The 16,249-nt window shown below is 45.4% G+C and carries 18 protein-coding genes; 6 read left to right on the top strand and 12 right to left on the bottom strand.

All coding sequences use genetic code 11. The features are described 5' to 3' along the window. Positions 1-13 precede the first annotated feature (13 nt). The 3 genes from KCV26_08215 (at position 14) to mgtE (ending at position 2,951) form a co-directional block, all read left to right on the top strand. On the top strand, positions 14-817 hold the full coding sequence (locus KCV26_08215; GenBank protein ID WZX35329.1) for a DUF3822 family protein: 804 nt from the start codon (positions 14-16) through the stop codon (positions 815-817). Between the two features lies 1 nt (position 818). Further along, positions 819-1,349: a 16S rRNA (guanine(966)-N(2))-methyltransferase RsmD gene (gene rsmD / locus KCV26_08210; protein ID WZX35328.1), complete on the top strand. Its 531-nt coding sequence runs from the start codon at positions 819-821 to the stop codon at positions 1,347-1,349. 234 nt (positions 1,350-1,583) lie between these two features. Beyond that, the gene (gene mgtE / locus KCV26_08205; GenBank protein ID WZX35327.1) at positions 1,584-2,951 is read left to right on the top strand and encodes a magnesium transporter; all 1,368 of its coding nucleotides are present in this window, start codon (positions 1,584-1,586) and stop codon (positions 2,949-2,951) included. On the opposite strand, the gene KCV26_08200 is transcribed toward mgtE, so the two are convergent. The 3 genes from KCV26_08200 to KCV26_08190 form a co-directional block, all read right to left on the bottom strand. Beyond that, on the bottom strand, positions 2,926-5,226 hold the full coding sequence (locus KCV26_08200; protein ID WZX35326.1) for an NADP-dependent malic enzyme: 2,301 nt from the start codon (positions 5,224-5,226) through the stop codon (positions 2,926-2,928). The genes mgtE and KCV26_08200 overlap by 26 nt on opposite strands. Before the next feature lie 142 nt (positions 5,227-5,368). Further along, positions 5,369-6,718 (bottom strand): serine hydrolase, encoded by a 1,350-nt coding sequence (locus tag KCV26_08195; GenBank protein ID WZX35325.1) that lies wholly within the window; start codon positions 6,716-6,718, stop codon positions 5,369-5,371. A gap of 164 nt (positions 6,719-6,882) precedes the next feature. Continuing rightward, entirely contained in the window at positions 6,883-7,320 is a 438-nt protein-coding gene (locus KCV26_08190) for a peptidylprolyl isomerase (GenBank protein ID WZX35324.1), read from the bottom strand. Positions 7,321-7,381: 61 nt separating this feature from the next. Between KCV26_08190 and KCV26_08185 the strand changes: the two genes are divergently transcribed. Further along, complete coding sequence (locus tag KCV26_08185; GenBank protein ID WZX38353.1) at positions 7,382-7,885, top strand: SRPBCC domain-containing protein; 504 nt, start codon at positions 7,382-7,384, stop codon at positions 7,883-7,885. Between the two features lie 17 nt (positions 7,886-7,902). Here the strand turns inward: KCV26_08185 and KCV26_08180 are convergent, their stop codons facing one another. From KCV26_08180 to KCV26_08160, 5 genes are all read right to left on the bottom strand, one after another. Further along, a complete protein-coding gene (locus tag KCV26_08180) occupies positions 7,903-8,463 on the bottom strand; it encodes a DUF4256 domain-containing protein (protein ID WZX35323.1) in 561 nt (186 codons plus the stop codon). Positions 8,464-8,584: 121 nt separating this feature from the next. Then, positions 8,585-8,938, bottom strand: coding sequence for a DUF2200 domain-containing protein (locus tag KCV26_08175; GenBank protein WZX35322.1), 354 nt, complete (start codon positions 8,936-8,938; stop codon positions 8,585-8,587). Between the two features lie 64 nt (positions 8,939-9,002). Further along, positions 9,003-9,539: a GNAT family N-acetyltransferase gene (locus tag KCV26_08170; protein ID WZX35321.1), complete on the bottom strand. Its 537-nt coding sequence runs from the start codon at positions 9,537-9,539 to the stop codon at positions 9,003-9,005. Positions 9,540-9,735: 196 nt separating this feature from the next. Continuing rightward, positions 9,736-10,164, bottom strand: a complete 429-nt coding sequence (locus KCV26_08165) for a DUF1801 domain-containing protein (GenBank protein WZX38352.1) — start codon at positions 10,162-10,164, stop codon at positions 9,736-9,738. Between the two features lie 13 nt (positions 10,165-10,177). Further along, the gene (locus tag KCV26_08160) at positions 10,178-10,690 is read right to left on the bottom strand and encodes a hypothetical protein (GenBank protein WZX35320.1); all 513 of its coding nucleotides are present in this window, start codon (positions 10,688-10,690) and stop codon (positions 10,178-10,180) included. A gap of 190 nt (positions 10,691-10,880) precedes the next feature. Here KCV26_08160 and KCV26_08155 point away from each other — a divergent pair, with 190 nt between their 5' ends. Beyond that, the gene (locus tag KCV26_08155) at positions 10,881-11,309 is read left to right on the top strand and encodes a hypothetical protein (GenBank protein ID WZX35319.1); all 429 of its coding nucleotides are present in this window, start codon (positions 10,881-10,883) and stop codon (positions 11,307-11,309) included. A gap of 8 nt (positions 11,310-11,317) precedes the next feature. Further along, positions 11,318-11,839: a DUF4260 family protein gene (locus KCV26_08150; GenBank protein ID WZX35318.1), complete on the top strand. Its 522-nt coding sequence runs from the start codon at positions 11,318-11,320 to the stop codon at positions 11,837-11,839. 2 nt (positions 11,840-11,841) lie between these two features. Here the strand turns inward: KCV26_08150 and KCV26_08145 are convergent, their stop codons facing one another. From KCV26_08145 to KCV26_08130, 4 genes are all read right to left on the bottom strand, one after another. After that, on the bottom strand, positions 11,842-12,072 hold the full coding sequence (locus tag KCV26_08145) for a hypothetical protein (protein WZX35317.1): 231 nt from the start codon (positions 12,070-12,072) through the stop codon (positions 11,842-11,844). Further along, complete coding sequence (locus tag KCV26_08140; protein WZX35316.1) at positions 12,069-13,325, bottom strand: S8 family serine peptidase; 1,257 nt, start codon at positions 13,323-13,325, stop codon at positions 12,069-12,071. The genes KCV26_08145 and KCV26_08140 overlap by 4 nt, the downstream gene beginning before the upstream one ends. Before the next feature lie 75 nt (positions 13,326-13,400). Beyond that, the gene (locus KCV26_08135; protein ID WZX35315.1) at positions 13,401-14,228 is read right to left on the bottom strand and encodes a hypothetical protein; all 828 of its coding nucleotides are present in this window, start codon (positions 14,226-14,228) and stop codon (positions 13,401-13,403) included. A gap of 415 nt (positions 14,229-14,643) precedes the next feature. Next, positions 14,644-16,242, bottom strand: coding sequence for a RagB/SusD family nutrient uptake outer membrane protein (locus KCV26_08130; protein ID WZX35314.1), 1,599 nt, complete (start codon positions 16,240-16,242; stop codon positions 14,644-14,646). Positions 16,243-16,249: the final 7 nt, after the last annotated feature.

Here is a 16,249-nt window from a genome sequence, read left to right as displayed (position 1 = left end):
ACTGCACTGGGTTATGTTTTTACCGGAAAATATTGATTTAGCTCAATCTGAAAAGTATACTTTATCCATTCGGCTTATGCCGGATGGATTTTCTTTTTGTATCTTTTCACCAGCCGATAAGTCGGTGTTCCATTACCAGGAAAAAACATTCAGTAAAAACTTATCTTTAATAGGAAACATCGAAAAAACATTTTTTGAGGTCAATTTTTTCTCACAGCCTTTTAAAAAAACCTTTGTAACGATTGTATCACCCCGTTACACGATCGTTCCTGACGCCTATTTTGAATGGAGAAAAGCAAAAGAGCTTTTTGAATTTAATATTCACGGAGAGAGCGGGAAGGTTTTAAATAATTACATTTCTGAAAGTAGCTGCCGTATCCTTTTTGATTTGGACGAAGAGGTTTATTCGTTTCTATGTAGGAACCTGTGGAATCCTTCCTTTTTCAGCCATAAAGCCCGGCTTCTTCCCTTTTTTGCCAACTATCGGGTGGTAGACAGGCGAAAAAGATGTTTTGTGGATTTTCACGATGAAATGGTTTCCGTAACCTGCTTTTCAGGGTCAACGTTACTGTCTGCCAACACCTATCCGGATAAGGACAAATATGATGCGCTATTCAATATTGTGAATGTATGGGAAAAACAATCCCTGGATCAAAATTCCGATCTTTTGGTCCTTTCGGGAAATTTACCGGATAACAAAGAAAGCATTGCCACATTGAAAAAACTCATTAAAAACGTGGAAGAGCTCAATTTGCTCCCTCCTGGAAACGAAAACTATATTCCAACCGATATTCTTTTGGATATGGACGCCTGTTAATATGCGTATCATCAGTGGAAAATATAAGTCGAGGCGGATTCCGGTTCCTGCAAACCTTAAAGCAAGGCCCACAACTGATTTTGCGCGTGAGAGCCTGTTTAATGTACTCAATAACCGGGTGGACTGGGAAGAAACTACAGCCCTGGATTTGTTTTCTGGAACAGGCAGCGTAGCCCTGGAATTTGTATCCCGCGGATGTCCGTTTGTTGTAAACGTTGAGACGAATCAAAACCACTACAACTTTATTTGCAAAGCACAGGAGTTACTGGGTGCGAAAGAGTTATTCCCGGTAAAAGCCGATGTGTTTAAATACCTCCAATCGGTAAAACAGAAGTTCGACCTTATCTTTGCGGATCCACCTTACGATTTACAGTCCATAGACACTATTCCCGACCTTATTTTCAAAAAAGAACTCCTGAAACCCGAGGGAGTTTTTATTCTGGAGCATTCCAGAAAACAAAACTTTTCCGCTCATCCTCATTTTGTATCGGAGAGAAAATACGGGAATGTGCATTTTTCATTTTTTGAGTAATAATCTTACATCGCTCCATATTGTCGTTAACCTAAATGCCGAAAGGAATCTAAAACATCACTTTGGATTTCAAATTGACACAGTAAATCCTGTTGCGCAACCCAACATCCTGAAACATCGCGTCATTTTGATTTAATTTGATTACCTTTGTCTTTTCAAACAAGGCAGTGATTCTCACCGCCCTTTCCTGTAAGAGCAGGACCTCCAGACAGGAAAGACACAAAGAAAACTATTATGACTATATGTAACGAAAAAGACCTGCTTAAACTAATCAAAAGGAAAGAATGGACAACGTTGCGAAACGCCATACACGAATTTGATCACCTTGAACTTGCCGGCATTATCGACCGAAGTAGCGAGTTTGAATCAGTGATATTGTTCCGTTTTCTGACGCGTGAGCAAGCAAAAAATGTTTTTCAGGAGCTTTCGCACGACAAGCAGGAAAAGATTATAGAGAGACTGGCGCAACATGCTTTAAAAGTAGCCGATCTGCTCAACGATATGGAGCCAGACGATCGCACAGCTTTTCTAGAGGAACTTCCCGGAAAGGTAACACAACGTCTTATGCAGTTGCTTACTCCCGAAAACAGGGAGATGGCAACCAGACTTCTTGGATATCCCGAAGACAGCATAGGTAGGCTGATGACACCGGAATACGTAGCCGTTAAACCCCACTTCACGGTTGAACAAACGCTGGCGCATATTCGCCAATACGGACAAGACTCCGAAACACTGAACGTAATTTACGTAGTGGACAACAACTGGCGCCTTATCGACGATATTCGCATACGTGAAATAATCCTGGCCTCGCCCGAACAGATGATCGGAGAACTTATCGATTATAAATTTTCGGCACTGAGCGCATTCGACGACCAGGAGACCGGTGTAAGCATGTTCAAGGACCACGACAGGGTAGCACTTCCCGTGATCGATAGTGCCGGAACGCTTCTGGGCATTGTAACCGTTGATGATATTTTTGATGTAGCCGAAGAAGAACAAACCGAGGACTTTCACAAGTTCGGCGCCGTACAAAACGCCATTATCAGTCCGTTACAGGCAACCGTTACTTTTTTGTACAAGAAACGGGTATTCTGGCTTACAACACTGGTTTTCGTAAATATCTTTTCAGGAGCAGTCATAGCCGGCTTTGAAAACGTGCTGGCTTCCACCATATCCCTTGTTTTTTTTCTTCCTTTGCTTATCGACAGTGGCGGGAATGCCGGCTCTCAATCCGCAACACTTATGATCCGTGCATTGGCCATGGGCGATGTTCAGACAAGGGATTGGATAAAACTGTTGGGAAAAGAGTTTATTGTTTCGTTACTCTTAGGCCTGACAATGGCTGCAGGAGTAAGTTTGGTAGCAGCAGTCCGTGCTCCTGAAATAATTTTGATTCTCGTTATAACCATGACGCTGGTGGTTATTGCGGGAAGCATTATCGGGATGATCCTGCCCTTCCTATTCACGAGGCTGAAAATTGATCCGGCAACGGCAAGCGCCCCCCTTATAACATCCATCGCAGACATATTAGGTGTACTCATCTATTTCACCGTGGCCAGCAAAGTGTTGGTCGGCCCTACTCCACCCTTTTCAACTTATTGACAGAGATATTCTCTTCTACAATAGCATCAATAACAGCAATAACCGTCATGTTCACAATGTCGCGGACCGACATGCCCACGTCTAAAATATGAACCGGCTTGTTCAACCCCATTTGGATTGGACCGATAATGTCGCCGACTCCACTTTCCAGAAGTAGCTTATATGCTGTGTTTGCCGAACTCAGGTTAGGAAATATCAACGTATTCACATTTTTTCCTTTCAGCTTGGTGAAAGGAAACTTCTCATCCCTGAAGTCTTTATTCAACGCCACGTTCACCTGCATTTCACCATCCACCACCATATCCGGATAATCCCGGTGTAATGCTTCCACCACTTTGTGGACACTGGCAGGACTTCCCACTTTGTCGTCACCAAAATTGGAATAGGAGAGCATGGCAATCACCGGATCATGAGCGAAAAACTTTACCGTAGAATTAGCCAAACGGGCAATATCGATAAGTACATCGGAATTTGGATGACGGTTAAAAAGCGTATCGGCAAGAAAGAGCACGCCTCTCTTCGAGTTGACAATGTGCATGGCTCCAATGTGATTAAGGCCCTCACGAATGCCAATAATATCTTTGGCGAGATTGATGGTATCGAGGTATTTCCCGAAAACACCGGTAATAAGTGCATCCGCGTCGCCAGACTCCACCATCATCATCCCGAAAGAGTCGCGGTTAAACATCTGCTCGGCAGCTTCCTGAAAAGTATACCCCTCGCGGCTCCGCTTTTCCGAAAGCAATTTCGCGTAATGCAACCGCCTGGATTCTTCCCTATCGTGCCGCAGATTAACAATTTCTACTCCCTCCAAGCTGATTTGATTTTCGGCAGCGATGTTGGCAATTTTTTCTTCGTTACCCAGTAAAACCGGATAACAGATACCCTCGTTAACACAGGTTTCAGCAGCTTTGAGCATATTCAAGTGGTTGGATTCCGAGAAAACCACCCGTTTAGGGGTTTGTTTTGCCATATCGTAGAAACGGCGCAACATTTTATTGTCCAACCCCATCCGTTCACGAAGAATTTCGCTGTACTCTTCCCAGTCGGCAATGGGTTTCCGGGCAACTCCAGACGCTATCGCCGCTTTGGCAACTGCTGGTGCAACAACTGTCAGCAACCGGTTGTCGAGTGGTTTTGGAATGATATAATCGCGGCCGAAACTCAACCGTTTCAAGTTATAAGCGGCATTCACCACATCGGGAACTGCCTTTTTTGCCAGATCAGCAATAGCACGGACAGCGGCAACCTTCATCTCTTCGTTAATGCAGGTAGCACGGACATCCAACGCCCCACGGAAAATATAGGGAAAACCCAGCACATTGTTTATCTGGTTGGGATGATCGGAACGTCCCGTCGCAAAAACAATATCTTTCCGGGCGGCGATAGCCAATTCATACGCTATTTCCGGATTAGGGTTCGCCAATGCGAAGACAATCGGATTTTCATTCATCGATTGAACCATTTCAACGGTCAGCACATCGGCCACCGAAAGTCCGAGAAAGACATCCGCCCCTGCAACAGCTTCTGCTAAGGTTGAGATATTCCGTTCGGTAGCAAACGGTTTTTTCCGTTCGTTCAGATCGGTCCGATTTTTCGATATTACTCCCCGAGAATCGAGCATCACGATATTTTCCAATTTGGCTCCCAACGCCATGTAAAGTTTTGTGCAGGAATTGGCTGCTGCACCCGCGCCATTCACCACAATCCTCACCTCTTCGATCTTCTTTCCTGTCAGTTCCAGCGCATTAAGCAATCCTGCAGATGAAATAATGGCTGTTCCGTGTTGATCGTCATGCATGATAGGGATATCCAGTTCATTTTTTAACCGTTCTTCAATTTCAAAACATTCGGGTGCTTTGATATCTTCCAGATTAATCCCTCCAAAAGTGGGAGAAATAGCTTTGACCACTTCGATGAATTTTTCCGGATCTTTCTCGTCGATCTCGATGTCAAAAACATCTATTCCGGCAAAGATCTTAAAAAGCAGCCCTTTCCCTTCCATCACCGGTTTTCCCGAAACAGCACCGATATCACCCAAACCCAGCACTGCTGTGCCGTTAGAGATAACCGCCACTAGGTTCCCTTTGGAAGTATATTCGTAAGCTTTTTGCTCATCCTTTTCTATTTCGAGGCACGGTTCGGCCACACCGGGCGAATATGCCAGTGATAAGTCGTGTTGGGAACTATAGGGTTTGGTGGGAATCACCTCTATTTTTCCGGGACGCCCCTCGGCATGATACCTGAGAGCATCTTCGCGTAATTTAGTTGACATTGTGCAGGATTTTTAAGTATAACCTAAATAATTACACAAATTTACGCAATGAAATTTAATATATGAAAGATTTTGAAAGATTTTTGTAACAAAACCTCAGCAACCGATCTCTCAAGTTTGGTAACAGTGAGGTTTGATTGGGTTATTTAATAGCATCAACAATTCCCGCTACAAATCCGTTATGGTCAAACTCTCCATTTTTTGAAAAACCGGTCCGGACGATCACCAGTTCTTTCGATGGAATAATATAGATAAACTGCCCGTCATGGCCGCGGCAGCTAAACATATCGCGGGGCACATCGGGATAGTCGATGCCAGCTTGGTTCAGCCAGAAAAATGCACCGTAACTTCTATCGGAACCGTTTGCCGCAGTGGTGCTGTATGCAACCCAGTTTTCTGGCAGGATCTGTTCACCCTGCCAGTTGCCGTTGTTCAGGTAAAGTAAGCCAAAGCGCGCATAGTCACGTAAGGAGGCATAGAGGTAGGACGACCCCACAAAAGTACCCGATGCATCGACCTCAAAAACAGCACTGCGCATCCCAATTTTGTTGAAAAGTTGTTCACGCGGAAAAGCGAAATACTCTGCATCGTCTCCAATTGCCTTGCGCATCAGGTAAGAAACAATGTTGGTAGATCCCGATGAGTATTCAAATACCGAACCGGGGGAATACTCCAGTGGTTTCGAACTGGCAAACCGCGCCATATCACCCTCCTTGTGCAACATGTTGTTCACGTCGGAGCTGTTTCCATAATCTTCGTTCCATTCCAGGCCGCTGTTCATCTGCATCAGGTGGTGGATGGTGATGTTACGCCTTTCGTCATTCTTCCACTCATCCATGCCGGCAGACGCATATATATCCAGTTTACCCTCTTTCACCAGAATACCGGCCAGGGCATTGATAAAGCTTTTGGCCATCGACCAGCTCAGAAAAAGGGTTTCGGTACTAAATTCATCAGCATATTTTTCCGCAACCGGTTGTCCTTGACAAACAACCATCACCGCAAATGTACCCTTGTAGGGGACAGTATCGGCAAATGCCTGTTCCACCGCAAGGTTGAGTTGTTGCATGTCGATACCGGAAGGGATGGTGTCGACAATGAGGTCCCCCATGGGCCATGCAATCGTGTCGGGGTTTTCCGGTAAAACCGGCACAACCGGATAAGGACGTGCCTCTATATCACTCACGGGGTAGTCGTTTACCAGGATGTTGCCATAGCCATTCACGAAAGAAGTATGCGAAGTATGCCAGAGAAAGTGGCTTGTCACGGTTTTACTCCTGGAATCGACCCTGTTTTTCACGAATCGGATAAATGAGAAATTCAGGTCGGTTGCCTCCATCGATTCCTGTGTGCGGTTAGCCAGGAAGATGCCCGACGACAGGTTTTTAGCTGCATAACCGGTAATAATCGGCAGGAGAGGGTTTATGTAAAGAATACCCCCCAAGAGCATGAACAGAATAAGGACTGCGATAATGATGCGTACTCTTTTCATGGAAGCCTGACTTGAATATATCAGCAAAGATAAATAAAAAAAGGACTACTTTTGTTTAGACACTATCATAGTTTTTTTAGGGATCGCTGTGTTCTTAATTCACGTCTAAACGAGCGAACATATCCGAGTACGATGAATCACCTTTAGGCAATCTTGCTTGATCATTACTCTTCAAAAATCAGGATTTTCTCAATTCTGTCACCCTGACGGATCTTGTCAATTACCTCGACCCCTTCGTATACTTTTCCAAAGCAAGTATGGTTACGGTCGAGATGAGCCGTATTCTCGCGGCTGTGACAAATGAAAAACTGAGACCCTCCGGTATCACGGCCGGCATGCGCCATTGACAATACGCCCCGATCGTGGTACTGGTTATTACCGTTGAGTTCGCATTTGATTGTGTAGCCCGGCCCTCCTGCCCCTGTGCCATCGGGACATCCGCCCTGGATCACAAAGTTTGGGATCACCCGGTGGAACGTCAATCCGTCGTAAAAACCCTTTTCGGCCAGTTTTACGAAGTTGGCCACGGTGTTTGGAGCATCCTCCTCATAGAATTTTACTTTCATAACCCCTTTTGCGGTGTGTATCTCTGCTGTCATCATATTTTCTACTTTTTAGATTATTAAATTATGAATCTGCAAAAATAGTTATTTTGGATGTGAAATAAAAGGGGTTTTTTCCGTGGAGAAGGGAAAAAGGGCCATACGTGTAAGGAGAGAATTCAATGCCAGCCTCTCACTCGTCTGGCAGGCATGGACAACCCCTGAACTGCTCGACCGGTGGTGGGGCCCAAGCCCTTGGAGAGCGGAGACCCAAACCATGGATTTCCGTGAAGGTGGATACTGGCTCTATGCGATGGTCGGCCCCGAAGGGGAAAGGCACTGGAGCAGGGCGGATTACATTTCAATTGTGCACGAAAAGTCCTTTACCGCAAAAGATGGTTTTTGCGATGAAAACGGGACATTCGATCCTGAGTTTCCACAAAATTTGTGGGAAACACGGTTCATTGAAACCGAGAGCACGGTGATGGTGGAGATTACGCTCACTTTTGACACCTTTGCTGATCTCGAACAAACCCTTGCCATGGGCTTCAGAGAAGGCTTTACAACAGGATTGAATCAGCTGGATGAGCTATTGCTTGTTACTCCTGCGGAAGGAAGGCAATAGCATCAATCTCTCCAAATCTAAACTTTCAACAATCCACGGAAGCCCCTGGCAGCATAGTAGGATTCGGCTCCATTGTGGTAAATAAAGACCTGCCCGTAACGCCAATCACCAAAAATGGCTCCGCCGAGTTGACGGATATTGTCAGGCGTGGCAATCCAACTGGAAGTCTTTGTGTCAAATTTCCCCAGGCATTGAAGATTCCGGTACTGTTCCTCGTTCAGCAATGCGACTCCCATCTCTCCAGCCATGCCTACGGCGCTGTTCCAGGGCTTATTTTCTTTTCTCGACCGCAATGCTTCGGAGTCGTAGCAAACACTTCTGCGTCCCTTCGGACTTTCAGCCGAGCAATCACAAAAGATGAACTCACCTGTTTTTTCGTCTTGGCCTATAACATCCGGTTCACCTCCGGTTTCCTCCATCTCATTCAGTGACCACAGTTTTTCCGGATAACCTTCCAGTTTTTCTTGTATCTCTTTCCAACTAAGTTCCGGATGGCGGCCCATATTCTTCTCGAAACGTTTTTTCAGAATATTGAATAACTTTTCTTTTTGCTCCTGCGTGATTTTATTCTTTTCCATACCTTTTTTTTAATAATTTCTCATGTCCAATCAGTTATTTCCACTCAGGCCGATTAGCCTGAACAGGGAAACTAAATCTGTGTTGCATGTGCGATGCGAAAAAAACAAAAAATTTTCCGGCTTATTTTCTTAGGATCTTCTCCATAGCCTTTCCTTTGGCCAATTCGTCAATCAGCTTGTCCAAATAGCGTGCTTTTTGCACAATTTCGTCTTCGATCTCTTCTACCCGATACCCGCAGATTACCCCTGTAATTTTTGAAGCGTTGGGATTGATTTGTGGTGCCTGCGTGAAGAAGGTTTCAAAATTCATATCACTGGCCAGTATGTTTTGTAGGTCCTTCTCACTGTATCCTGTCAGCCAACGTATGATGTCATCAACCTCTGCCTTACTACGTCCCTTCTTTTTCGCTTTCTCAACGTAATACGGATATACACTGGCAAAGGATAATTTATATATTCTTTCTTTATTTTTCATTCCCGAGTTCTAATTTGCGAAAAAAATAACAAACTTCAACTCCTTTTTGGTTTGCCTCATCCTGTTACTTGTCCGATTTCAATTTACTGTAAATTTCCAGGTCAGTATAAAAACCGTCAGAAAGCCATTCCCCCTGTCGTTCAACTCCTTCAAGCCTGAATCCCAACCTCTTCGGTATATTACTGCTCGATCTGTTCTGTACTGCGCATTTTATCTGAATCCTGTTTAATTCCAATTTGTCAAAAGCAAAGTCACAAAGTTTATCGACCGATTTTGTAACAATCCCCTGTTTCTGGTGTTTTTCGGAAAGCCAATACCCGATTTCCGTCTTTTTATTTTGTTTGTCGGTGTCTTTAAAACCAATCAGACCAATAAATTGATTGTACTTCCTGATGGTAAAGACATATTCAAATTGGTCCTCTGAAGCATTTACTACTGAGTCAACAAATTTTTCCGTATCTGAAATGTCTTTCGTCTGCGCAACAAACGGTAACCATCTCCCCAGGTAGTCTCTTTGAAGATCAATCGTTTCAAAAATATCTTTTGCGTCCGATGGTTCCAGTTGTTTTAATTCTATTTCTGAATCTACTTCTATTGTCATATCATTTTCTTCTTTCAAATATATTTTATCTCCCACAAATCAACATTAAAAAACACCGGCATCAATGCCTCTTCCTTCCATGATCATGGGTACCTCCCTCCTGTTCGTTTTTCACCGTCTCACGGATATAAGCGCAGAGCCAGTTCCTCCTTCCACTGTCCACTGTAATCAATTCCCTTTCCCATGCAGTGTAATGTTATAGTTTGCCGTAGGTTTCCTTTAGGTAGGCTACCGTGGAGAAGATGATCTTTCGCAGCACTTCGGGGTCTATATCCGATAACTTCTTCACGTAAATACATCCTTTCCCCATTTTGAAATTTCCCAGGCCGGCGAGCAGCTCTTCCTGTTCCAGGATACCGGAGTAGAAGTAGAGCGATATGGCAGTCTTACGGGGCGAAAAACCCACCAGCATCCAGTCACCTTCCTGCCGGCTGCGTTCCGACTTGTAGTGGTACTGCCCGAATCCGATCATCGTATCTCCCCACATCTTCGGTTCGAAACCGGTCACCTCGCGCATCAGCTTCACCAATGCAAAGCTGTCGGCACGTTTTTGTTCACTGTCGGTATAGCTGCGGATAAATTCCGTCACATCACCGTCGTGTTGTTTTGTTTTCAGTTCTCCCATCGTGATGAATTGATCAGGGTTGTTTCTTCCATATCTTGTTCGCATGCTCCAGATAAAGCGGTAGGGCGGCAGAGCCGTACCATTTATAGAGGTCGGCAGCCAGTAATTTCTCCCTCACGGCCGGATCGCTCCCCAACAATGCCTCAGCTTCTTCGATTGTTGCTATATCGAGGATAAAAACACCTCGATAGTGCTGCTCGTTCTTTGCCATCGGACCCGCCACAACCAGTTTCCCCTCTTTCTCCAGGCGGTTGATATTGTCCATGTGTCCACGAAAACATTCAGTTATAAATGCCTTGTCGTCCGTCACATTTGACCCTGTCTTCAGGATTACCAGCACGAAGTTCTTCATCCCGTAAGCATCGGCTCCCAGCTTCTCCGCTAGATCAGCATCATAAGCAGGGTTTTTTATAACCGAATCTGTTTTTATATCCCTCCTTTGGTCCTGCATAATAGGATCTGATGAAGGAAAAGCAGAAACTACAAATGTAATAAACAAGATAGAAACCGATAAAATAATTTTCATACAATATGCTTTATAAAGAGCTGTACACTCTTGCCAGTCAGTTTTCAGCAATTTAACGCACTAGAATATAATTTGTTCTTAAAAAACACAAAACAATCTGCACATGAAATCTGTTATTGGTTACGTAACAGGTATCCCTGGAAGCCGGTCCTTGTCAGCTGTCCGGTAACACCATCATCTGTTGAACAACATGCATACAACCAATTATTTTGATACGTTTATTGAGGTTGCATCCGACACAAGAATGACGCAGGGAACTCCCCCTCCGCTCAAAGGGAAAAAGACGGTAGCCCGTCTACAATACGAATTTATTTCCGAGAATCCCTACCAATATAGGTCGGATGACATCCTCTTCCATGTGTACGCGGAAAAGAACGATACACCCTCCGATAAGCTGGAACAGACTAGCATCCTGTTCTTTTCCAAAGGGCAACCCTGTCTCCGGACATCGCCCCTGACAAAGATCTATGGTTTCGGCATTCATTGCAACAGTGAGGGGAAAGTTGCCCTTTACGGCATGGAAACGGAGGGATATCGAATCTTTCTGGCCGATTCTAAAATCAAGAAAGTGAAAGCAATGCGGTCAGGAAGAGAACAACAAACAAAAAGTAATCAATAAAAAAAATTATGAGTCCTTATACAATCCCTACACAAGTACGCATTGGACATGTACACCTGAAGGTGTCCGACCTGGAGCGCGCCCTTTCTTTCTATCGCGACCTTCTGGGCTTCGAGGTCACCATGATGTACGGCAGGCAGGCGGCCTTCCTCTCTGCCGGTGGATACCACCACCATATTGGCCTGAACACCTGGCACAGCGAGGGGATGCCCGAAGCACCACTGGAGGGAGTGGGTCTCTACCATACTGCTATTGCCTACCCTACCCGTCACGACCTGGCCCTAATCCTGAAACGGCTGATAGAAGCGGAATACCCTCTTACCGGCGCAAGCGACCATGGGGTATCGGAAGCCATCTACCTGAACGATCCCGACGGCAACGGTGTAGAACTCTACTGGGATAAGCCGAAAGCAGAATGGCCGATGGAAGCCGACGGCTCCCTCAACCGGATACTGGGATACGGGTTGAAATATAGCGACAGCTTCGGCAACACACACCTGGGTAAAATCTGTAAAAAAGACGTTGTGTAGCCTTATTGAACATCCTCCTCCGGTGGAGGGATAACAACATCCTTTTCGTCCGTCAAAGAGGCAATCTCTTTGTGATGACGGATTTTATCGATAATTTCTTCTTCGGCGTACCCGATGATCACTCCAAACTCGTAGAGCCGGGTAATCGTCACCCCTTCTTCCCGCAGGTTTTCCGCCACAACGTCTAACCGGTCGAGGTAGTAAGCGGATATGGTGATAATAATCTGCTTCATGGTGCCAAAGAAATTCCTGCGCCTATATCTTCGGCGGGAGACGACAAACGGCCTGCCGTCCGGATCAGCTCTTGTCCGATCATTGCAGGAGTGGCATCGGGAAACTTTTCGCACAGCAGGGCGACCACTCCCGCCACATGCGGTGTAGCCATGCTAGTCCCGGAAAGGGTACGGTATCTCGCGGGCATGGGCCAGGAAGAATAGATCCCGACTCCGGGTGCCGCCAGATCCACCAACCCGCTCTCATTAAGTGCCCGGTTTGAGAAATCGGCTACCTGCAAAGTTGAGTTTACTGCACCTACAGCCAGGATGGAAGGGCAGTCGGCCGGACTGCTCACCGGACTGAATTGATTTTCAGATCGTTTGCTGTCATTCCCTGCTGCCGCCACAATGAGTGTCCCTTTCGAAAGAGCAAACTGGGCAGCTCTTTCATAGGCGATGTCATAACTCTGTCCCGGAAGGACTTTAGAACCCAGCGACATGGACAACACTCGACACCCGTTATTCGCAGCCCAGGTCATTCCGTCCAGAATCCAGGCCTGCGCTCCCCTTCCCCCATTATTCAACACTTTTCCCGCATAAATCTGAGCTTCCGGAGCCACACCGTACCGCATATCTCGTAAACCCGACGAACCGCAAACAATCCCGATACAATGCGTTCCATGCCCGTGGAGGTCATCCACAGCTTCATCGGGAACAAATGAAAAGGCCGTAAGACTTCTCCCTTTAAAGTCTGGATGCTTCATATCGAAACCGGTATCCAGCACAGCGACTTTTATCCCTGCCCCGGTATATGCCGACTCATGCGCCTTTACAGCCCTAATCCCCCAGGTGGAGTTTACGGCTGTGTCAACCGGAACATCGTCGGGAATATAAACTACTTTTTCCGGTTCTACAACATAATCGGCTTGTGCTGTATGCAACAGTTTCATTTTATCATCGTCTACCGCCACAAGGGCAATACCCAATTCATTGTAAAACAATGCATCCGCATCCTTTATCCTGCTTTCGCACATGGGTTCCGACACAAAATCAGCCGTATTGGCAACCAAAAATCCCCATTTCGTTTCGAGCAGTTTGGTGGTTTTTACCACGTCTTTATTCCCATCCCTGAGAATGAGCAGGTATCTTCCTGTATAAAGCGGATTCTCTTCCGTGTCATTGGCAAGAGCTTCACGGTGCAATACACCGGAGGAGCTCTCCGCTGCGGGATAATCCCTCAAGAGTTTTTTTCCTAAAACGGGCGGTTTCATTGCTTTTTAATTTAAGTGGTTTTGTACAATTTGTTTAGGGCTCGCGCCATCTGGCTTTCGATCCCCGGTCTCTATTTATTGCAGCGATTGCAATACCTCTTCGTCAGTGATGTGCAACGTTTCCTTCCCTGTTGAAAGGTTACCGGGATAGATCTCAACTATTCCCTTTGCAATCAACACGTTCAGGACAGCATATTCCTGATGGCTCAGCTTATGAATGCCGGCAAACACGTTATTTTGCACTTTAATCTTTTGCAGCATCTCTCTCTCCTTGTCGGTGAAGTACTCAATCTTATGGGAGACCTCCGGCTCACCGGCCAGGGAGAACATTTTTTTGCCACCTTCTCTCCAGATGGCAGTCTCGGCTTTAAGGATGCTATTTTCCTCCATAACGGAAAACAGGTTAGGCAGGAATATCCGGGTGTAGTAGTAACCGGATATAAAACCGGCTATAAAGAAATAGATAAAGAGCGAGATAATCACCGGCCCGGCAAAGTTACAATCCAGGGTGCTGCAGTTGCTGTTTGCAACAATATAGTCCGCCATGTCCTGCAGGTAACCGGGAATCTTTGTCAGTTGTGTCAGCGTAACCCCGATAATAATTTTTGTCAGCCAGTCCGACACCTCTTCGAGATTTGTATTGGGCATGTACTTTGTGGTACGTCCATAATCTTCCCGCGGATCATAGTTCCGGTTCAATCGCGGCACTCCAAAAAGAAAACCAAACAGGGCTCCGCCAAGCAACGCTGCCAGAGAGAGGATAAGAAGCAATCCGAAGAAATCCCAGTAAGGTTGAGAAACGGCCGCACCGGCAGCGCATGCCCCTATTCCGATAATGATGACTGCGAGGGGCCACAGGTGAGCAAGCCGGTACACGCTGGGTGCGCGTTCATTTTTTTTCATTGTTTTTTAAGCAAGGTTTTTTCAATTTCTCACCTCTGACAGGCGTAAATACCTGTCTTGGACACAGGTAAACCTCAATCCTGCAGGAGCAGGCTCAATGGGACCACACAGGCCAGAAAATCCTGAGTAGCAGATTACATCGCAACGAAAGTGCAAATTAATGGAATCTTTTGAGATATCCAAGTTTCAGACCCTTAATTTTGTTTAACCCGTTGGGGCAAATATAACAGACTGAGCTGTGGTTTATCATTACTGCGGAGTGATGAGCTATACAGGTCGGAGAAAAGTAAATGAAAGTTACAACGAAGTGATATGTAAACCTATCGGAATAAATATCCGGGAAATATAAGGGGCGGATTTAGAATCCGCCCCCCAAAAAAAGAATTCATTTTCCTATTGTTTCAAAAACCATCTTTTAGTATCCGGGGTTTTGAACAAGTCCCGGTTCCACTTTCAGGCTGTTCTCATGGAACGGCCATAGGTAGTTGTGGGATTTAAAGGACCGGTCCTCCACCTTTAATGTTTCCTTACGTCCCTCAACGATCCTCGTATGTCCTTCTGCCGGCTTGTTTAAAACATTCTCTGCAATCTTCCAACGGATAATATCATCATAACGTTGACCTTCTGCAGCAAGTTCCAACCTTCGTTCATTCCGGATCAACTCAACCCACTGTTGTTGAGTATACGAAGCATACGCAGGAAGAGTAACATCGGCAAAATTCATATCCAGACCAGCTCTTCTTCTTACATCATTGATACATTTCTTTGCCAGATCATCGATCTGGTTAAGCATGATCTTTGCTTCGGCATAGGTCAGTAGTACCTCGGCATAACGCAGTAATGGGAAATCCATACTACCGCCGCTTTTGAAAGCATCCGTTTCATCCACAAACTTTTTGAACCAGAAACCCGTTCTGCTGGACCTCAGTTTTTGATAGAACATTGGAGAGTTTTCATTGTAAATGTCTATAGTCTCACCATAAAAATTATCTCCATGACCCATAATTGACGCACTGTAACGGGGATCTCTGTTTAGAGATGGGTTTAGTTCATACTCCTCTTTAGTATGCAACGGACATTCATCAATGGGTCTTCCCTGTGCGGTCCAGTAAGCATCGACCAATGCTTTCGTAGGCACACAGTATGATTGTCCGGGTCCTGTCCTATAATGAGGCCCCAAATGCTGGAATGATTGTGTTGCACTATTGTTATGGCTTGCCATATCAAACCATATAATAAACTCATTATTCGTTTTTGCAGCCTTGTAATTAAAAAGATCACCATATACTGAATGGAGGGAATATTTCTTACTGTCCATAATCTCTTTTGCCAGTTTTGCAGCCAACTCATACCTGCCGTTATAGAGAGCATAACGCATAGTAAGCGCCTTAAATGAGTATCTGTTGAACATATATTTATCGGAAGTATATTCATCGGGCGGCAATTTAGCTGCTATCTCGTCGGCCAAAGGGAATAATGTTTTTAGAATCTCTTCTTTGGGTGTGGCCGGTTGGCGCGCAGTCTCCAGATCAGCCGGTTCCAGGACAAAGGGAACATTCCCCCATCGCATGGTCAGCCTGAAATAGTGCCAGATCCGCAACGCCTCAAGTATGCCCTGGTATTTATCACGCACACTCTCATCTTCCACATACGGCACATCCGCATTAGCAATAAACGTGTTCAAACGTCCCAGATGCTTCATATAAAGCTCATAATAATAGAGGAAATCATAGGTATTGCTGTTGAAATTCCCGTTGGCAATATTCTGATGCCTGTCTCCTTCAAGCCTGCTGTATGCATTATCGGACTTTCCTTCATCCATATAAAAGATTATCCCTCTTGAGGTGTGATGCGTAAAAACGTCCAGATAACTGCTATACACAACTCTTCGCAAGTCTTCTTCATCATTGAAAAACTCAACGAAAGAGGTAGCAGTAGGATCCCGTTTATTCAAGAAGTCGTTACAACCGCTTACCGCGAACATTATCAAGATCAGATATATAATTTTTTTCATCATTGTA

The organism is Petrimonas sulfuriphila, from assembly GCA_038561985.1.
Classification (GTDB): Bacteria; Bacteroidota; Bacteroidia; order Bacteroidales; family Dysgonomonadaceae; genus Petrimonas; species Petrimonas sulfuriphila.
This window is presented reverse-complemented; position numbering and strand designations above follow the sequence as displayed.